Source organism: Bacillus sp. NPDC094077 (genome assembly GCF_050279465.1).
GTDB lineage: Bacteria > Bacillota > Bacilli > Bacillales > Bacillaceae_G > Bacillus_A.
Genome location: NZ_JBNNUF010000005.1, coordinates 1 through 16,217, shown reverse-complemented (window position 1 = coordinate 16,217; position 16,217 = coordinate 1). Strand labels below are relative to the sequence as shown.

General features: G+C 37.2%; 13 protein-coding genes, 15 tRNA genes and 2 pseudogenes. 4 read left to right on the top strand and 26 right to left on the bottom strand.

The window, feature by feature from the left end; genetic code table 11:
- Window positions 1-345: 345 nt before the first annotated feature.
- Window positions 346-825 (bottom strand): annotated as a pseudogene (locus ACQKNR_RS14160) (Branched-chain amino acid permease); the annotation flags it as partial.
- Between the two features lie 71 nt (window positions 826-896).
- Between ACQKNR_RS14160 and ACQKNR_RS14155 the strand changes: the two are divergent.
- Both ACQKNR_RS14155 and ACQKNR_RS14150 read left to right on the top strand, forming a co-directional pair.
- On the top strand, window positions 897-1,247 hold the full coding sequence (locus tag ACQKNR_RS14155) for a hypothetical protein (protein ID WP_427318453.1): 351 nt from the start codon (window positions 897-899) through the stop codon (window positions 1,245-1,247).
- Window positions 1,248-1,548: 301 nt separating this feature from the next.
- Complete coding sequence (locus tag ACQKNR_RS14150) at window positions 1,549-1,698, top strand: hypothetical protein (protein WP_000521653.1); 150 nt, start codon at window positions 1,549-1,551, stop codon at window positions 1,696-1,698.
- Window positions 1,699-1,759: 61 nt separating this feature from the next.
- On the opposite strand, the gene ACQKNR_RS14145 is transcribed toward ACQKNR_RS14150, so the two are convergent.
- Window positions 1,760-1,918 (bottom strand): hypothetical protein, encoded by a 159-nt coding sequence (locus ACQKNR_RS14145; protein WP_427318452.1) that lies wholly within the window; start codon window positions 1,916-1,918, stop codon window positions 1,760-1,762.
- An 81-nt stretch (window positions 1,919-1,999) separates the two neighbouring features.
- Here ACQKNR_RS14145 and ACQKNR_RS14140 point away from each other — a divergent pair, with 81 nt between their 5' ends.
- Both ACQKNR_RS14140 and ACQKNR_RS14135 read left to right on the top strand, forming a co-directional pair.
- Window positions 2,000-2,722, top strand: a complete 723-nt coding sequence (locus ACQKNR_RS14140; protein WP_427318451.1) for a lipase family protein — start codon at window positions 2,000-2,002, stop codon at window positions 2,720-2,722.
- Window positions 2,723-2,798: 76 nt separating this feature from the next.
- Window positions 2,799-2,933 (top strand): hypothetical protein, encoded by a 135-nt coding sequence (locus ACQKNR_RS14135; RefSeq protein WP_427318450.1) that lies wholly within the window; start codon window positions 2,799-2,801, stop codon window positions 2,931-2,933.
- Window positions 2,934-3,107: 174 nt separating this feature from the next.
- Here the strand turns inward: ACQKNR_RS14135 and glgP are convergent, their stop codons facing one another.
- The 24 genes and pseudogenes from glgP to ACQKNR_RS14015 all read right to left on the bottom strand — a co-directional run bounded on the left by glgP (window position 3,108) and on the right by ACQKNR_RS14015 (window position 16,197).
- Window positions 3,108-5,516, bottom strand: a complete 2,409-nt coding sequence (gene glgP, locus ACQKNR_RS14130; protein WP_427318449.1) for a glycogen phosphorylase — start codon at window positions 5,514-5,516, stop codon at window positions 3,108-3,110.
- 18 nt (window positions 5,517-5,534) lie between these two features.
- Window positions 5,535-6,965 carry a glycogen synthase GlgA gene (gene glgA / locus ACQKNR_RS14125; protein ID WP_427318745.1) on the bottom strand — a complete coding sequence of 477 codons (1,431 nt, stop codon included), beginning with the start codon at window positions 6,963-6,965 and terminating at the stop codon, window positions 5,535-5,537.
- 111 nt (window positions 6,966-7,076) lie between these two features.
- A complete protein-coding gene (gene glgD / locus ACQKNR_RS14120; RefSeq protein WP_427318448.1) occupies window positions 7,077-8,111 on the bottom strand; it encodes a glucose-1-phosphate adenylyltransferase subunit GlgD in 1,035 nt (344 codons plus the stop codon).
- Between the two features lie 18 nt (window positions 8,112-8,129).
- Window positions 8,130-9,260: a glucose-1-phosphate adenylyltransferase gene (glgC, locus tag ACQKNR_RS14115; RefSeq protein WP_427318447.1), complete on the bottom strand. Its 1,131-nt coding sequence runs from the start codon at window positions 9,258-9,260 to the stop codon at window positions 8,130-8,132.
- The gene (gene glgB, locus ACQKNR_RS14110) at window positions 9,208-11,145 is read right to left on the bottom strand and encodes a 1,4-alpha-glucan branching protein GlgB (RefSeq protein ID WP_427318446.1); all 1,938 of its coding nucleotides are present in this window, start codon (window positions 11,143-11,145) and stop codon (window positions 9,208-9,210) included. Before glgB ends, glgC begins: the two co-directional genes overlap by 53 nt.
- Window positions 11,146-11,535: 390 nt before the next feature.
- Window positions 11,536-11,738, bottom strand: a pseudogene (locus tag ACQKNR_RS14105) (helix-turn-helix domain-containing protein); the annotation flags it as partial.
- Window positions 11,739-12,213: 475 nt separating this feature from the next.
- Window positions 12,214-13,158 carry an L-lactate dehydrogenase gene (locus tag ACQKNR_RS14100; RefSeq protein WP_193410786.1) on the bottom strand — a complete coding sequence of 315 codons (945 nt, stop codon included), beginning with the start codon at window positions 13,156-13,158 and terminating at the stop codon, window positions 12,214-12,216.
- A gap of 309 nt (window positions 13,159-13,467) precedes the next feature.
- A complete protein-coding gene (locus ACQKNR_RS14095) occupies window positions 13,468-13,617 on the bottom strand; it encodes a hypothetical protein (protein WP_169513042.1) in 150 nt (49 codons plus the stop codon).
- On the bottom strand, window positions 13,617-14,594 hold the full coding sequence (locus tag ACQKNR_RS14090) for a tetratricopeptide repeat protein (RefSeq protein ID WP_427318744.1): 978 nt from the start codon (window positions 14,592-14,594) through the stop codon (window positions 13,617-13,619). The genes ACQKNR_RS14095 and ACQKNR_RS14090 overlap by 1 nt, the downstream gene beginning before the upstream one ends.
- Before the next feature lie 279 nt (window positions 14,595-14,873).
- Window positions 14,874-14,945, bottom strand: a tRNA-Glu gene (locus tag ACQKNR_RS14085).
- Between the two features lie 6 nt (window positions 14,946-14,951).
- Window positions 14,952-15,042: transfer RNA gene (locus ACQKNR_RS14080), tRNA-Ser, on the bottom strand.
- Window positions 15,043-15,048: 6 nt separating this feature from the next.
- A tRNA-Asn gene (locus ACQKNR_RS14075) sits at window positions 15,049-15,123 on the bottom strand.
- A gap of 7 nt (window positions 15,124-15,130) precedes the next feature.
- Window positions 15,131-15,207, bottom strand: a tRNA-Ile gene (locus ACQKNR_RS14070).
- 10 nt (window positions 15,208-15,217) lie between these two features.
- Window positions 15,218-15,288, bottom strand: a tRNA-Gly gene (locus tag ACQKNR_RS14065).
- A gap of 13 nt (window positions 15,289-15,301) precedes the next feature.
- Window positions 15,302-15,377: transfer RNA gene (locus ACQKNR_RS14060), tRNA-Lys, on the bottom strand.
- A gap of 10 nt (window positions 15,378-15,387) precedes the next feature.
- Window positions 15,388-15,463 (bottom strand) — tRNA-Thr (locus ACQKNR_RS14055).
- A gap of 14 nt (window positions 15,464-15,477) precedes the next feature.
- A tRNA-Phe gene (locus ACQKNR_RS14050) sits at window positions 15,478-15,553 on the bottom strand.
- A gap of 12 nt (window positions 15,554-15,565) precedes the next feature.
- Window positions 15,566-15,641: transfer RNA gene (locus tag ACQKNR_RS14045), tRNA-Asp, on the bottom strand.
- Window positions 15,642-15,643: 2 nt separating this feature from the next.
- Window positions 15,644-15,720: transfer RNA gene (locus ACQKNR_RS14040), tRNA-Met, on the bottom strand.
- Between the two features lie 27 nt (window positions 15,721-15,747).
- Window positions 15,748-15,840: transfer RNA gene (locus ACQKNR_RS14035), tRNA-Ser, on the bottom strand.
- 17 nt (window positions 15,841-15,857) lie between these two features.
- Window positions 15,858-15,934 (bottom strand) — tRNA-Ile (locus ACQKNR_RS14030).
- 4 nt (window positions 15,935-15,938) lie between these two features.
- A tRNA-Met gene (locus ACQKNR_RS14025) sits at window positions 15,939-16,015 on the bottom strand.
- Between the two features lie 20 nt (window positions 16,016-16,035).
- Window positions 16,036-16,108: transfer RNA gene (locus ACQKNR_RS14020), tRNA-Ala, on the bottom strand.
- Window positions 16,109-16,123: 15 nt separating this feature from the next.
- Window positions 16,124-16,197 (bottom strand) — tRNA-Pro (locus tag ACQKNR_RS14015).
- Window positions 16,198-16,217: the final 20 nt, after the last annotated feature.

The window sequence follows — 16,217 nt, the reverse complement described above, 5'->3', positions numbered from 1 at the left end:
TTAAAAACACCCTTTCTTGTAATTCGTCAGAAAGAATGACTTGCATTTTATAAAAAATCCTACTCTATTTTTTAAATAAGAAATAGAGTAGGATTTTTCTTTATACCAATTGCATATTATTTAGTTTTACTTAAAAATTCAAGAACTTTGTTAAAGGTATCTTGACCTGCTGAGTTATTCATTTTAAGAGGAAACGCTCATCTGAGCGTTTTTTATTTTATAATCAGGTGATTAAGTAATGTTGGTTATGGAGAAAAAAGAAAAGCATCCGCTAGAGTGCTTTTGCTACCTCATTACTCTATCCATAACCTATTTATGTGGTATGAATGTGAACTCTATAAATGTTTATTGTTGATTTTTCGCTTTCATCTGTTCTTCATAAACAAACTTAGCTGTCATAAAATCGTTAGGGAAATCTTTTAATGCATTTTTCATAATGTTCAATTCTTCTTGGGATTTTATTTCAATGCCATATAAGAAATCGAACGCTTTAGTTTGCTCATTAGCAACATAGTTTTGAGTCGTGTAATCATCTTTGAAGTCTTGCTTCGCTTTTCCCTTCACCCTGTTTATAGCTTCGGTTTTATTGATATCCTTAACTGGATTCACGAAAGAACCTGTAGATTGTTGTTTAGGTTCATCTTTCTTTTCTGGTTGAGCAGCAGGTTGTTGAGGCTCAGGCTTTACGTCTTCTTTTTTAGGCTGTTCTTGTGGTGCTTGTTGTTCTTTTTTCGCCAACTCTTCCTTTAATTTTTTCACTTCGGCATCTAGAGTTTTGTTTTGAGTTTCTAGTAGTGATATATCACCTTTTAATTTATCGATTTCTTTTGATTTATCATCTGTTTCTTGATAAATGGTATCAGATTTTAGATGTGAAGCGGTCTGTTTCATATGTTATGGGGAGATACATTCAAGTTAAAGGTGTAGACCTTGAAAAAGACTTTATAAACTTACGATTACTTGCGGCCAGCATTGAGCATGAACAATTTGTTCGAACTGCTAACATTGATCCCGAGGGGAAAGCAAAGGAGAAAACAGAATTCGTTGGGCAATGGAAACCTACTAGTAAAAGTATGCGCAAAACATATGAATATATGACCAAGTTGTTAAATGACATAAACGTCGCAATTAATAATGACGGGAAAGGTAAAACGTTTGGTGTATCACACCAATTAGACGGCAAAGCGACAAGTGAGATGGAATCGTTCATTTCATATTATGACGAAGATAGTGAAACGGAAAAGTAAATTAAGAACGTTATAGGAGTTTGTTGGCAAAATACATAAAAAGGCACCTTAAGGTGCCTTACTCCGACTTGAACCATTTTAATTTTAATAATATGTATTGGACGCCAATCCAAATATTATTTTACCACGTTAATTAATAAGGGGAGAGTCAGGAAAATGCGGATTTACAACGATAAGCATTTTGATACAAGTCTTATGAGACATTATGAATGTCTAATTTAAAGGTTTACTTCAGTAAAATAAGGTATATTATATTTGTTGAATAGATTCTCTTTAAAGACAAGAAAAGTAGGTGAACAAAGTGGGAAAATATCAATTGGATTACAAAAGTCAGGTAGCTGTGGCAAAGTTTCATGAAAAACAGACGCCTGCCAAATTTGATAAAAAGCAGCAACTGGAAAAATTGCGTGCGGAGTATTTGAAAAAGAAGCAAAAACAAACAGATAAATAATATGTTACATTTTTCCTGATTTTCTGTATATGATGCAAACAAACACAAGAAAATAGGCGCTTTATGCGTCTGTTTTTTTTTGCGTAATGGTATTTTTATCTCTCTTTTGAAAAAAAGAAAAGACACCCCAAGGTGCCTTCCTCCGACTTGAACCATCTTGATTGTAATAATATGTATTGGACGCCAATCCAAATATCATTTTACCATGTTCAGTCCTCATTTTCAAAATCCTCCAAAAGAATGAATCAAGTCCCTCACTGCATATATTGAACCATACCTTTTCTTAAGGAGGGCTTCCTTGATGCGTACTCCTTTATCCTTTGATAAAGACACCGCCATACTGTTAGCTTCTTGTTGCGAGTTAACGTATGAACAATATAAACAAAATGGGATTTTCGAAATACCCGATGGGTTCCAATATGTACAAGGGTTTCAAGGAAAGGCCATTCAAACGACAGAATGGTTCGGATTCATACTAGAGTCTGAGGATACAATTATTGTAGCGTTTCGGGGTACACAAACAGATACAGACTGGATCATCGATTCACTCGTCAATCAAAGGCCCTATCCGTATACTTTAAATAGCGGGAATGTCCATAACGGCTTTCTTTCTATTTATGAGTCTTGCCGCGATTCTATTATGGATATGCTCGTATCGTTACCAGCTCATAAAAAACTTCTTGCAACAGGTCATAGCTTAGGCGGTGCGCTCGCTACACTGCATATACTTGATGCACGTATAAACACCGCTTTCGCACAATACGGTATTTATACATTTGCCTCTCCAAAAGTTGGAGATATTGCATTTCGCAATTATTATAAACTGCAAGTAGCTAGTAGCTTTCGCTTTGTTAATTTATTTGACGTCGTTCCTCTTCTCCCTCCACGAAATGTTCATTTTAACGAACAAGACTGGGAATACGCACACGTTCATCACAATATGACATTTACAAAAAATACAAAATCCATTATAAATAATCATTCCATTTCAACATACAAAGCATGTCTGACCTCTCATTTTTAACCAGTAAACAATTGGAAATAAGATATTCGCATACTATAATAATATATGAAGTTATTTTTGGATGAGGGGACCTTACATGCTAAAATTTCTCTTTGCACTGTTTCTTATTGTACTTTTTACGTTTACAGGTTTCTTTACATTTTCATACTTTGCGACAGGAGAATATGATGGAACGGGTATACTATATACCGCTATCCCATTTCTTCCTTGAGCAAAATAAATAAAACGAGCTTAATCTCCTTAAGCTCGTTTTACTTATTTTTATCAATTCTTGTCGATAAATCGATACATTTTAAAAATCGCCGATATAATTGGAGCTGCGGTCGATATATTCGAAAAATCGCTGATATATTTTCATGCAGTCTTCCCCAACGTGGCAATTTATTTAATACTGCTTAACCGCATTACCAATACCCCAAATTTCATTACTATACTGTAAAATTGTTCGATCGCTCGCAAAATGACCAGATTGTGCAATATTTAAAATCGCCATTTCTAACCACTTTGTTCGGTTCTCATAAACTCTACCGACAGCTTCTTGCCTTTCCGCATATGGCCCAAAATCTCGTAGAACGAAATATTCATCATTTTGAATAACGAGAGAATCATAAATCGCTTCAAATTCAGCTCCCGACTGTGCAAAGAAACCATTCGTTAACTGATCGACTACTTTTTTAATGTGCATATTGTGGTGATAATAGTCACTTGCGCGATATCCACCATTTTGATAGTAATGAAGAACCTCTTCCGCTGTTAAACCGAAAATGAAGCAGCCATCGTCACCGACACGATCTTTTATTTCAATATTAGCTCCATCTAACGTCCCAAGTGTAATCGCACCATTCATCATAAATTTCATATTACCTGTTCCTGATGCTTCCTTACTCGCAGTTGAAATTTGTTCGCTTACATCTGCCGCCGGGAATATATCTTCCGCTAAAGAAACTCGGTAGTTTTCTAGAAAGATAACTTTCATATATTGACTGACGTACGGGTCATTATTTACTTTTCTTGCAAGTTCATTTATTAATTTAATAATTTTCTTCGCATAATAATAGCCAGGTGATGCTTTTGCACCAAAAATAAAAGTACGCGGATAAAATGAAAAACTAGTATCCTCTTTCAAACGGTTATACAAATATAAAATATGAAGAACATTTAATAATTGTCGTTTGTAAGCATGCAGTCTTTTCACTTGCACATCAAAAATAGAATTTGTATCAATCGTAATCCCCATTTTATTATGAATACGCTCCGCTAAAATCTTCTTACGCTCTTGTTTTACTTCTGCAAGCTTCTCTTGAAAACTAGTATCATATTGAACTGTTTGCAGCGCTTGCAGTTTAATCGGTTCTTTCTTCCACTCTGTTCCAATCGCTTCTGAAATGAGGTTAGTCAGCTGCGGATTCGCCTTCATTAGCCAGCGCCTATGAGCAATTCCATTCGTTTTATTATTAAACTTATCTGGATAAAATTCATAAAACAATCGCATTTCACGCTGCTTTAAAATTTCCGTATGAATTTTTGCTACGCCGTTTACGCTGTGACTTCCGACAATTGCTAAATGAGCCATTTTCACCAGATCATGTGCAATAATCGCCATGTCCTCAATGCGATGCCATTCATAAGGATAACACTCCCAAAGTTCATGGCAGAAACGTTCATTAATCTCTTCAATAATCATATATATTCTCGGTAATAACGGTTTAAAAATATGAATTGGCCACTTCTCAAGCGCTTCTGATAACGTCGTATGATTCGTATAAGAAATCGTCTGCGTCGTTATGTGCCAAGCTTCTTCCCATGCTAGTTTCTCTTCATCTAATAAAATACGCATTAGTTCTGGAATCGCTAAAACTGGATGTGTATCGTTAATATGAATTGCAATTTTTTCATGTAATTGACGAAGGCTACCGTATCTTTCCCTATGCATACGAACGATATTTTGTAAACTTGCTGATACGAGGAAGTACTGTTGTTTTAAACGGAGTATTTTCCCCTCATCATGCGTATCATCTGGATATAAAAACTCCGATACTGCTTCTGTTTCACGCTTATATTTCAAAATATCTTTGCAGTTTTGCGGGAACGGAACTGGTTCAGCATTCCAAAGTCTAAGTGTATTTACAGTACTCGTCTCATAACCTACTACTGGAACGTCATATGGCACTGCCATAATCACTTCTGCATTTGTATGCCTGAACTCCAAACGCCCATCAATCTCTAGCGGTTCAACGTTACCAAAATAGCTGACCTCTACAGCTTGATCATGTCTTCTTACTTCCCATACATTTTCATGAAGAAGCCACTGTTCTGGAAATTCCACTTGATAACCATCCACAATTTTTTGATCAAATAAGCCATGTTTGTAACGAATTCCACAGCCATGTCCTGGTAAGTTTAAAGAAGCGAGTGAATCAAGGAAACAGGCTGCTAAGCGGCCAAGTCCACCATTCCCAAGGCCAGCATCTGCTTCCACTTCTTCTAACTCGTGCAACGAAATCCCCAGTTCAGACAGCCCCCGTTCACATACATCTCGAATACCTAAATTTAATATGTTACTTCCAAGCAAACGCCCAAGTAAAAACTCAATAGATAAGTAATACATTTGCTTTTGCTCTCCAGACCGATAACTTTCATTCGTTGCAATCCATTGACTATTCATATACTCACGTACCATATGCCCAAGCGTATTATATTGATCACGAGTTGTAGAGTCTTTGAAACTTTTCCCGCGCATCGTCTCTAACTTTTCTAAAAAAGCTGATTTGAAACTTTCAACATGAGTAAACATTTTTTCACCACCTACATGTTATTCCATGAGACTTTTATACAATTTCTTATAGGCAAGAGCTGATTTCTCCCAGCTATAATCTTCAGTCATCGCTTGCTTTACAAGCTGCTCCCACACTAGTTTATCGTGATAAAACTCAATTGCACGGCGAACTGTATGCAACATGTCATGTGCATTAAAGTTCGTGAAACTGAAACCATTTCCTTCCCCTGTTTCTTCATCATAAGAATGTACCGTATCATTTAATCCGCCTGTTTCTCTTACAATCGGAATCGTACCGTACGTTAATGCGATAAGTTGTCCAAGTCCACACGGTTCAAATAGTGATGGCATTAAAAATAAATCGCTTCCTGCATACACCTGGTGAGCTAATTCTTCATTAAACCCAATATAAACTTTCACCTTATCTGGATACTCATATGCCATCCACTCAAAGAATTGTTCATATTCAGAATCACCTGACCCTAAAATAATACATTGTACATCTTCTTCCATTATTTCTCGGAATACAGTACGTACTAAATCAAGACCTTTTTGCTTTGTTAATCTCGTTACCATTGAAATAATTGGTGTATCTTCTTTTTCTGGCAAACCAAAATAACGCTGCAAGGCGCGTTTATTTTCATTTTTTTCATATAATGACTCTGCATCATACTGAGCTGTAATATACGGATCCGTTTCTGGATTATATACGCTCGTATCAATTCCATTTACAATGCCGCTAAGCTTATCATTATATTTTCGCAGCAATCCATCTAACTTCTCACCGAAAAATTCATATTGTATTTCTTCTTTATATGTCGGGCTAACCGCCGTAATTTGATCAGAAGCGATAATGCCGCCTTTCATAAAGTTTACGTTTCCATAAAACTCTAGCTGTTCACTATGAAAATATTCATGACCAAGCTCTAATAAATCGTACATCACCTCAGGAGGAAATACTCCTTGGAACTGCAAGTTATGAATCGTATATACCGTTTTAATACGCTCATATAATGGGTTATCTTGATACTTTTCACGAAGTAAGAAATTGACCATAGCCGTATGCCAATCGTGGCTATGAAGAACATCCACTTCAAAATCAAGATGCGGAATACATTCTAACACTGCTTTCGAGAAATAAGAAAAACGCTCCCCGTCATCATAATGACCGTACAGAGAATCTCTCTTAAAATAATATTCATTATCTATTAAGTAATACGTAATCCCGTCTTGCTCACCTTTTAAAATTCCGCAGTATTGATTTCGCCATCCAAGCGGGACGTTAATAACTTTATGTAGCGTACATCCATCTCTTAACTTTTGCGGAATAAGACTATAATTCGGAAGTATAATGCGTACATCCACACCTAATTTTTTTAGCTCTTTTGGGAGCGCACCCGCTACATCAGCTAATCCTCCAGATTTCACAAACGGTACACATTCTGATACTGCAAATAAAATATTCACTTGTTGTCCCACTGCAAGAAAAGCATATATTACTTTTCTTGCAGCTTCCTCCCTTCGCGTTTTCATTTAAATTAAAACTTTAATCAGTGGGAGACTCCCCCCACTGATTCTTTAGGAATAACTATTAATCGTACTGCTTTGAACGCTTCCTTTTTCTACAACATACGGCTCATCGGCGTTTCCTTTTAAAACGACACCGTCACCAATTTTCACGTCTTTATCAATAATAACACCGTCTATTATACAGTTATCTCCAATTTGGCTCTTTTGCATAATAATACTATTACGAACAATTGAACCTTTTCCAATTGTAACAGAGCGGGAAACAACACTATTTTCTACTTCACCTTCAATAATACTGCCGTTTGCAATCATTGTATTTTTCACGACTGCACCCTTCAAGTAACGAGTTGGTGGCTCATCTTTTACTTTCGTAAAGATCGGTGCTTCTTTCTTAAATAATTGCTTCCAAATAGCAGGTTGCAAAATTTCTAGGCTATGTTTATAGTAGCTTTCAATTGAGTCAATAATAGCTACATATCCAGTCTGCTCATACGTAGCAATATGCAGTGATTTGCCGCGCTTTTCTCTCACTACATCAAATAAACTATATTGCTCCATATCTTTATATGTCTCAAATAAATCTAGCAATAATTGTTTCGTTAACACGTATGTTTGAAGCGAAACCCCATTATGGCAAACTTCAGTAATATCAGCTGACGTATGTATATGTCGCTCTAACACCGCTTGAAAATTTAATGCTGTTACGAGATGGCTATTCGTAATAACAACGTACTCTTCTCTACTTCTTAGAAAATAATCAATATGTCTTCTAAAATGTGCAAAAGACCCAAACTCATCTTGGTCACATTGGCAATTTGGCGGGAATAAAAACAGTCCGTCACGTTTTCTATCTAAATCCCACTGTTTTCCTGAACCGACATGGTCCATTAACGAACGGTTTTTATGACTTGTAAAAACCGCGACACTATGAATATTAGAATTCACCATATTTGAAAGCATGAAATCAATGAGTCGATAACGGCCCCCAAACGGTAACGCCGCTAGTGAACGATGCCCTGTTACTTTCTTTAAGGAAGGAAAACTTCCCGTTGCATTAATAATTCCTAACATTTTTTCTCCCATTCATTTCATCCCCCTTTTCTATTTCCCTTCAGCAATAAGTACTACATCGTCAACATTTTTTTCTGGACGAATGATTGTTCCATCTTCAATAACCATTTCCGATCCAACGATCGCTCTTTCGATCACAACATTTTTCCCAATCTTTGCTCCTGGCATAACGACGGAATCAATAACCATACTACCTTCTTCCACCGTCACTCCTTGGAATAACACTGAATGCTTCACGTCTCCTTCAATGACGCATCCTTCGTTAATAAGTGACTCTTCTACTTTTGCCCGTTCTGCAATATATTGAGGCGGCTCATTTGGATTGACAGAACAAATACGCCAATTACGATCGTTTAAGTTCAGTGATGTTTCATCGCGAAGTAAATCCATATTCGCTTCCCATAAACTCTTCACCGTTCCAACATCTTTCCAATACCCTTCAAACGGATACGCCATCAGCTTCTTCCCTTCATCTAATAAAAGCGGAAGTACATCTTTTCCGAAGTCATTACTAGATTCAGGATTTCTTGCATCCATCTCTAAATACTCTTTTAAAATTGCCCAGTTAAAAATATAGATTCCCATTGATGCGAGATTACTTCTTGGAAATTGCGGCTTCTCTTCAAATTCAACAATCTCCATTTCTTCATTTGTATTCATAATACCGAAACGGCTCGCTTCATCCCAAGGCACTTCAATAACAGAAATTGAAACGTCAGCTTCTTTTTCAATATGGTAATCTAGCATTTTACTGTAATCCATTTTATAAATATGGTCGCCTGATAAAATAAGGACATATTCTGGCTCATACTGACTTAAATAGTTTAAATTTTGATAAATGGCACTCGCCGTACCTGTGTACCACTTCACACCTGAAGATTCTGCATAAGGAGGTAATACTGTGACTCCGCCGTTTACGCGATCTAAATCCCATGCGTTTCCGATTCCGATATAATTATGAAGTTCTAACGGTTGATATTGCGTCAAAATCCCAACCGTTTCAATACCAGAATTCGCACAGTTACTTAACGTAAAATCAATAATGCGATATTTACCACCAAATGGAACAGCTGGCTTGGCTAAATTTTTTGTTAATGCACTTAAACGACTACCTTTTCCCCCTGCTAGTAACATTGCTACGCACTTTTGTTTTTGAGCCATCTTGTTTTTTGCTCCCCTTTCTCGTCTTCACTGGTCGTAATATGGATACGCCAAATGGTGGAATTGTAATTTCTACATGTGCCTCTTGATTATGGTACGGTTCTAGAATCGTCTTAAGACGTTTCTTATTCACTTGCCCCGAGCCGCCATATTGTCCAGCATCACTGTTTAAAATCTCGTTATAATACTCGAAATCTGGTACACCTACTTTATAGTTGTCATATGTAGCTTTCGTAAAATTACATACGATAACTAGCGCATCTTCTCTCTTATCCCCTTGGCGGATAAAGGAGAAAATACTTTGCTCATTATTATTAGCATCAATCCACTGAAATCCTTCAGGTGAATGATCAAGCTGCCAAAGTGGTTTTGAGCGCTTATACAATGCTATGAGCTCTTTAAAGTAATCATGCATATAACGATGCATTTCAAAATCATGTAAATTCCAATCTAACTCTTCAAGGTCTTTCCACTCATCAAATTGCCCGAATTCTCCACCCATGAAAAGTAACTTCTTTCCTGGGTGAGTAAAGAAATATCCATATAATAAACGAAGCTGAGCAAACTTATCCCAGTAATCCCCTGGCATTTTATTTAATAACGACTTTTTCCCATGAACGACTTCATCATGAGAAAGCGGTAATATGAAATTTTCAGAGTAAGCATATAGTAAAGAGAATGTCATTTTCTCATGAATATGTTTCCTATACTCAGGTGCACACTCCATATATTTCAGCACATCATTCATCCAGCCCATATTCCATTTGTAGTTGAATCCAAGCCCACCTTCATACGTTGGAGCTGTTACAAGCGGCCAAGCTGTTGAATCTTCTGCTGTCATAAGAAAATCTTCATCTTCTGCAAATACCGCTTCATTTAACTCTCGTAAAAATGAAACAGCATGCTCATTACTTTGCTCTTGTCCTTCTTTATTCCAGTACAACATATTCGCAACTGCATCCACCCTGAAACCATCAATATGGAAATATCTCATCCAAAATAGCGCATTTGAAATTAAGAAATTACGTACTTCCCTTTTTCCTAAATCAAAATTGACAGTTCCCCATACTGGATTTTCTTGTACATCCTTATCTTTATATTCATAAGTCGGTGTCCCATCAAACAAATATAAACCGTGAGCATCTTTACAAAAATGCCCCGGCACCCAATCTAAAATGACACCGATTCCATATTTATGACATTCGTCGACAAAATACATCAAATCATGTGGCGTGCCGAATCTACTCGTTGCGGCATAATATCCCGTTCCTTGATATCCCCAAGAACGATCATATGGATGCTCAACAAGCGGCATAATTTCAATATGTGTAAATTGATGCTCCACCACATACGGAATGAGCTCTTCCGCCATTTCCCTGTAAGAATACAGCGTTCCATCTTCTTTCTTTTTCCAAGAACCAAAATGCAATTCATAAACCGTCATTGCTTCTTTATAAACCGATTTTTTCTTTTTCTTCCGGTTCCAGTTTTTATCATTCCATTCATATCCCTCTATATCAAAAACTGCAGATGCCGTATTTGGTCTTACTTCTGCATATACAGCATACGGGTCTGCCTTTAAAATAACGTCACCAGCCATCGTTTCAATCGCATATTTATATATTTCCCTTTCCTCAATACGCGGTATAAACAAGGACCAAATCCCCTCTTCTGTCACTTGTAGCATCTTATGTTGCTCACAATCCCATTCATTAAAATCCCCAACAACACTCATTGCTTTCGCATGAGGAGCCCATACTGTAAATCGTACACCTCGCATCTCATCTTCCGTCACAATATGCGCCCCAAAGATGTTATAACTCTCATAATACTTTTCTGTATGAAACTCATCTCGTTTCACTTCTTCACAATTTATTACACTCAATATGCTCACCTCACTAAGATGACAGAATTTTTTATACTTTAATCATTTCTGTGAAAAACTGAAATATCCTTGTTAATTTATAAAAAATATACGCTTTTTTCTTGAAAATGTTTATTTTTCTTCACATTTCTATATAAAACATCGAATTTTGACGAATATTCATTGAAAACGCTTTATTTCCATTCTATTATTCTTCCTATTATTTATTTCTCAGCCTTTATTGTATTAGGTCTATCCTGTTTTTCACGATATTTTTCACTTTAAATCGTAGTAAAATAATCTGTCATACAAAAATGTTTCTCACATTTTTCGTCACAATTTTATTGAAATGTAAAATACGTAAGTACACACTCATTCTCAATAAAGAACCTCAGACTTTCGTAAATATAATTCATACTCTGCTTTGTATTTCGCAGGAGTAGGGAATTTTTGTTTCTTCCGTTCTTCTCTTTGTACTTTTCATGTACTTCTTTCCATTCAGCCACCATTTTGTTATACACAAAGCCCACACACCCGAAAGTTTTACGTATCAGATAGGCTTGTTCTTCTGTTGGATACAGACGAAATTTGTACGCTTTACTATGCTTTGTCATATTAGTTCATCTCACTTTACACCTTGATTTCCCATAGACTGCTTTTACTTTATCTATAGCGAACCACCAAAGGTGATAACACAACATGAACACTGCGTTATTATCTCATTTCATTGTTATACCAAACTCTACCTCCTATAAGACTGATTATATTAGAGGCAAAATAAAGTGAAACTTTAATCAGTGAAGGTTATGTTCATCCCTCACTGATTATTAGCCCACACCAATCGGGCTTTTACGGGCAGTTATCTCCCACCTACCGTTGGACTATTTAAAGAAATTAGGATTAGCGCCTAAAAAATAATAATAAAGAGCACTCTATTCAAAATAGAGTGCTCTTTTCTATAAACGACCCTTATCCAGTAAAAGGGGTATATTGGGGATATACAAGGGAAACCGGAAAAGGAATTTATATTAAATTATATAAATTCAGAGGTAAGAAGCAGTTTCCCACCTCTGAATTATTTAGCAATTATTATAGTACTGGTGCCATTGTTTCTTTTAATACTTTTACAGAATGAGCGAATTTCGCTTTTTCTTCTTCATTTAGTTCAAGTTCTACGATTTCACGTACACCTTCGCGATTAATAACAGCTGGAACACCTACGTAAGCATCTTGCTCGCCATATTGACCTTCAAGGTATGCAGATACAGTTAATACGCTGTTCTCGTTGTTTAAGATTGCTTTAGTTACACGAAGTAGTGACATACCGATTCCGTAGTAAGTTGCACCTTTACGCTCGATGATATGGTAAGCTGCGTCACGTACGTTTTCGAAGATTTTATCTAAGTCTTCTTGTTTGTACTGTTCGTTGTTAGCTAAGATTGTTTCTAGTTTTTGTACACCGATAGTAGCGTGGCTCCATACTGGAAGTTCAGTGTCACCATGTTCACCAACGATGTAAGCATGAACGTTACGTGGATCTACATCTAAGTAGTCACCTAACATGTAACGGAAACGAGCAGAGTCTAAAGTTGTACCAGAACCGATTACGCGTTCTTTTGGTAAGCCAGATTCTTTCCAAGTTACGTAAGTTAAGATGTCAACTGGGTTAGTTGCGATTAAGAAGATTCCATCGAATCCGCTATCCATAATACCGCGAACGATTTGTTTAAAGATCTTTGTATTTTTCTCAACTAAGTCTAAACGAGTTTCACCTGGCTTTTGTGGTAATCCAGCAGTGATAACAACTAAATCTGCATCTTTGCAATCTGCATAGCTACCGCTCCAAACTTTTGTTGGTGATGGAGAGAATGGTACCGCATGGCTTAAGTCCATTGCTTCCCCTTCTGCTTTTGCTTCATTAACATCTACAAGTACGAATTCTTCAGCTACACCTTGGTTAATCATTGAGTAAGCGTAACTACAACCTACAGCTCCTGTTCCTACTAATACTACACGATTGATACCTTTTTTCATGATAATTTCCCCTCTCTATTGTTCACATATATTTTTTTATGATTGTTTAAGTAATTAATTAAAATACTAATTTAATGTTGTTTAACTTCTTTACACTCATATTGTAGCACGTATCATTGTGAATTACTTCACAAATTATGACCTATTTGTGAACTTTTTCACATAAAGTGTAAAGTTATTAAATCAAGTGTGAAATCAATCCCAATAAACATAATTTCATTTAATAAAAAAAGAATCCTTATCGATTCTTAAGGATTCTTTCAAAGAACTAAAAAATTCAGCTTTGATTATTAAAGCCTAAAAGTTTTTTCATGTTTCTCCATGAGTATTTGTATACTGTGCTACTTCAGATTTTACAGGGAACAATGTTTCTCCATGTGTATTAGAAGATGATACAGGTGTAAAAAACATAAACCCAGCGAATACTAAACCTACAGTACTAATGATGAATTTCTTCATTACTTCAGAGCACCTCTTTTCTCCATTTCTTGTTTAGCATGATACCCTATATGAAAGTATTCACTAACCTTTAGATGATTACCTTCATAATAATATTTATTCGCCATTTCCTCTGCATATTTTTGAACAAAATGCCAAAGTCCTTCTTCTTCAAAGTACCTAATTCCCGCCCTAACAACACAATCAAATTCTTCAATTTTTCTTTGGCGAACTCTTACATTTAAAATAGATAAGTGATGTACATATTCTTTGTTACCTTGTTCTCTGCATAATTCTAATCCTTTTTCTATATATGTTAGCGCTGTATTTTCCTTATCTAATTGTGCATACTCTTTAGCAAGTAAAAACATAGTTTTACAGCTACTCTCCAAAGATTTAGATAAATGATTAATTGCAAGTTCTGGAATATTTTGATCCGAATATAGTAACCCTAAATTATGACGAATCTTCAATGCAAGTGTAACGTAATTTTGTTTGGTCGCAATATCCAATGCAGTAATAAAGTGTTCTTCTGCTAACTCATATTGCTTTAAAGATGTACTTGCCAGTCCCATAATATTTTCACATAACGCAATACATCCCTCATATCCCTCTTCGGCTAAATATAAGTTCTTAGCCTTCACCACATAGTTCATAGCGTTTAAAGGTTCATATGTATAATAATTAAATATAGCAAATTGATAAGTAAATTCCGCTACTTCAATTTCATCTGGAGAATTTACAATTAACTCTTCTGCTAAATTGAAATTTTTTTTAGCATCGCTATAACGTCCGATTTTTGTAAAATAAATTGCCGTAAAAAAATGGTAATAATATTTCAATACTTTATCACCTGAGGCCTCTTCTAATTCCAATATACCCCTATCTAATTTAGGCATATTATTTTCCATCAAATCGTATCTAAACTCAAGTAGTTTATAATAAATAGAAAGTGTATCATCTTTTTCTATATCTTTCATTAATCCTTCAACATCAATTTTAAAATTTTATGCTGATAGTAATGATTGTGATCTTATTGCAATATACCACTGATTCATTAATTTAGTAATCTTCTCATTACCTTTTATAAGAATCACATATACTCCCCCTTCATAAAAACATACAATTATTCATTTATACTATCAGGAAGAATAGCACACTAACAGGGGTATAAGACATTTAAAAATTTTTCTCAAGATTATTCAGATAATTAAAGCCGTACATTCATTTTTTACACAACAAAAAAGAGATAGCAGATTATGCTATCTCTTTTAGTATGACCCGTACGGGATTCGAACCCGTGTTACCGCCGTGAAAGGGCGGTGTCTTAACCACTTGACCAACGGGCCAGTTACTGGCAGAGAAGAAGGGATTCGAACCCTCGCACCGCGTTCGCGATCTACTCCCTTAGCAGGGGAGCCCCTTGAGCCACTTGGGTACTTCTCTATAATATGGCTCCGCAGGTAGGACTCGAACCTACGACCGATCGGTTAACAGCCGATAGCTCTACCACTGAGCTACTGCGGAACAATTATGGTGGGCCTAAATGGACTCGAACCATCGACCTCACGCTTATCAGGCGTGCGCTCTAACCAGCTGAGCTATAGGCCCATAATTGAAAAGCGGGTGAAGAGAATCGAACTCTCGACCAGAGCTTGGAAGGCTCTTGTTTTACCACTAAACTACACCCGCATTAAATTGTAAATGGTGAGCCATGAAGGACTCGAACCTTCGACCCTCTGATTAAAAGTCAGATGCTCTACCAACTGAGCTAATGGCTCATTTTGAAAGTGGTGCCGGCTAGAGGACTTGAACCCCCAACCTACTGATTACAAGTCAGTTGCTCTACCAATTGAGCTAAGCCGGCTTGCGATTTCAAAATGGTGGCTCGGGACGGAATCGAACCGCCGACACGAGGATTTTCAGTCCTCTGCTCTACCGACTGAGCTACCGAGCCTTTATGTAAAAATGGCGGTCCCGACCGGGGTCGAACCGGCGATCTCCTGCGTGACAGGCAGGCATGTTAACCACTACACCACGGGACCATTGGTTGCGGGGACAGGATTTGAACCTGCGACCTTCGGGTTATGAGCCCGACGAGCTACCAGACTGCTCCACCCCGCGACGATATAATATTTAATTTAGAAAAAATGGAGGAGGTAGAGGGATTCGAACCCCCGCGCGACTCTCGCCGCCTGTCGGTTTTCAAGACCGATCCCTTCAGCCGAACTTGGGTATACCTCCGAGATATAAACTTCTAATGGTGGACCTTGTAGGACTCGAACCTACGACCGGACGGTTATGAGCCGTCTGCTCTAACCAGCTGAGCTAAAGGTCCTTTATGGTAGCGGCGGAGGGGATCGAACCCCCGACCTCACGGGTATGAACCGTACGCTCTAGCCAGCTGAGCTACACCGCCATAAATGATATTAAGATAAGTGGAGCCTAGCGGGATCGAACCGCTGACCTCCTGCGTGCAAGGCAGGCGCTCTCCCAGCTGAGCTAAGGCCCCATGTTTTTGGGAATATCGGGAAGACAGGATTTGAACCTGCGACCCCCTGGTCCCAAACCAGGTGCTCTACCAAGCTGAGCCACTTCCCGTTAATAAAAGCGCGCCCGAG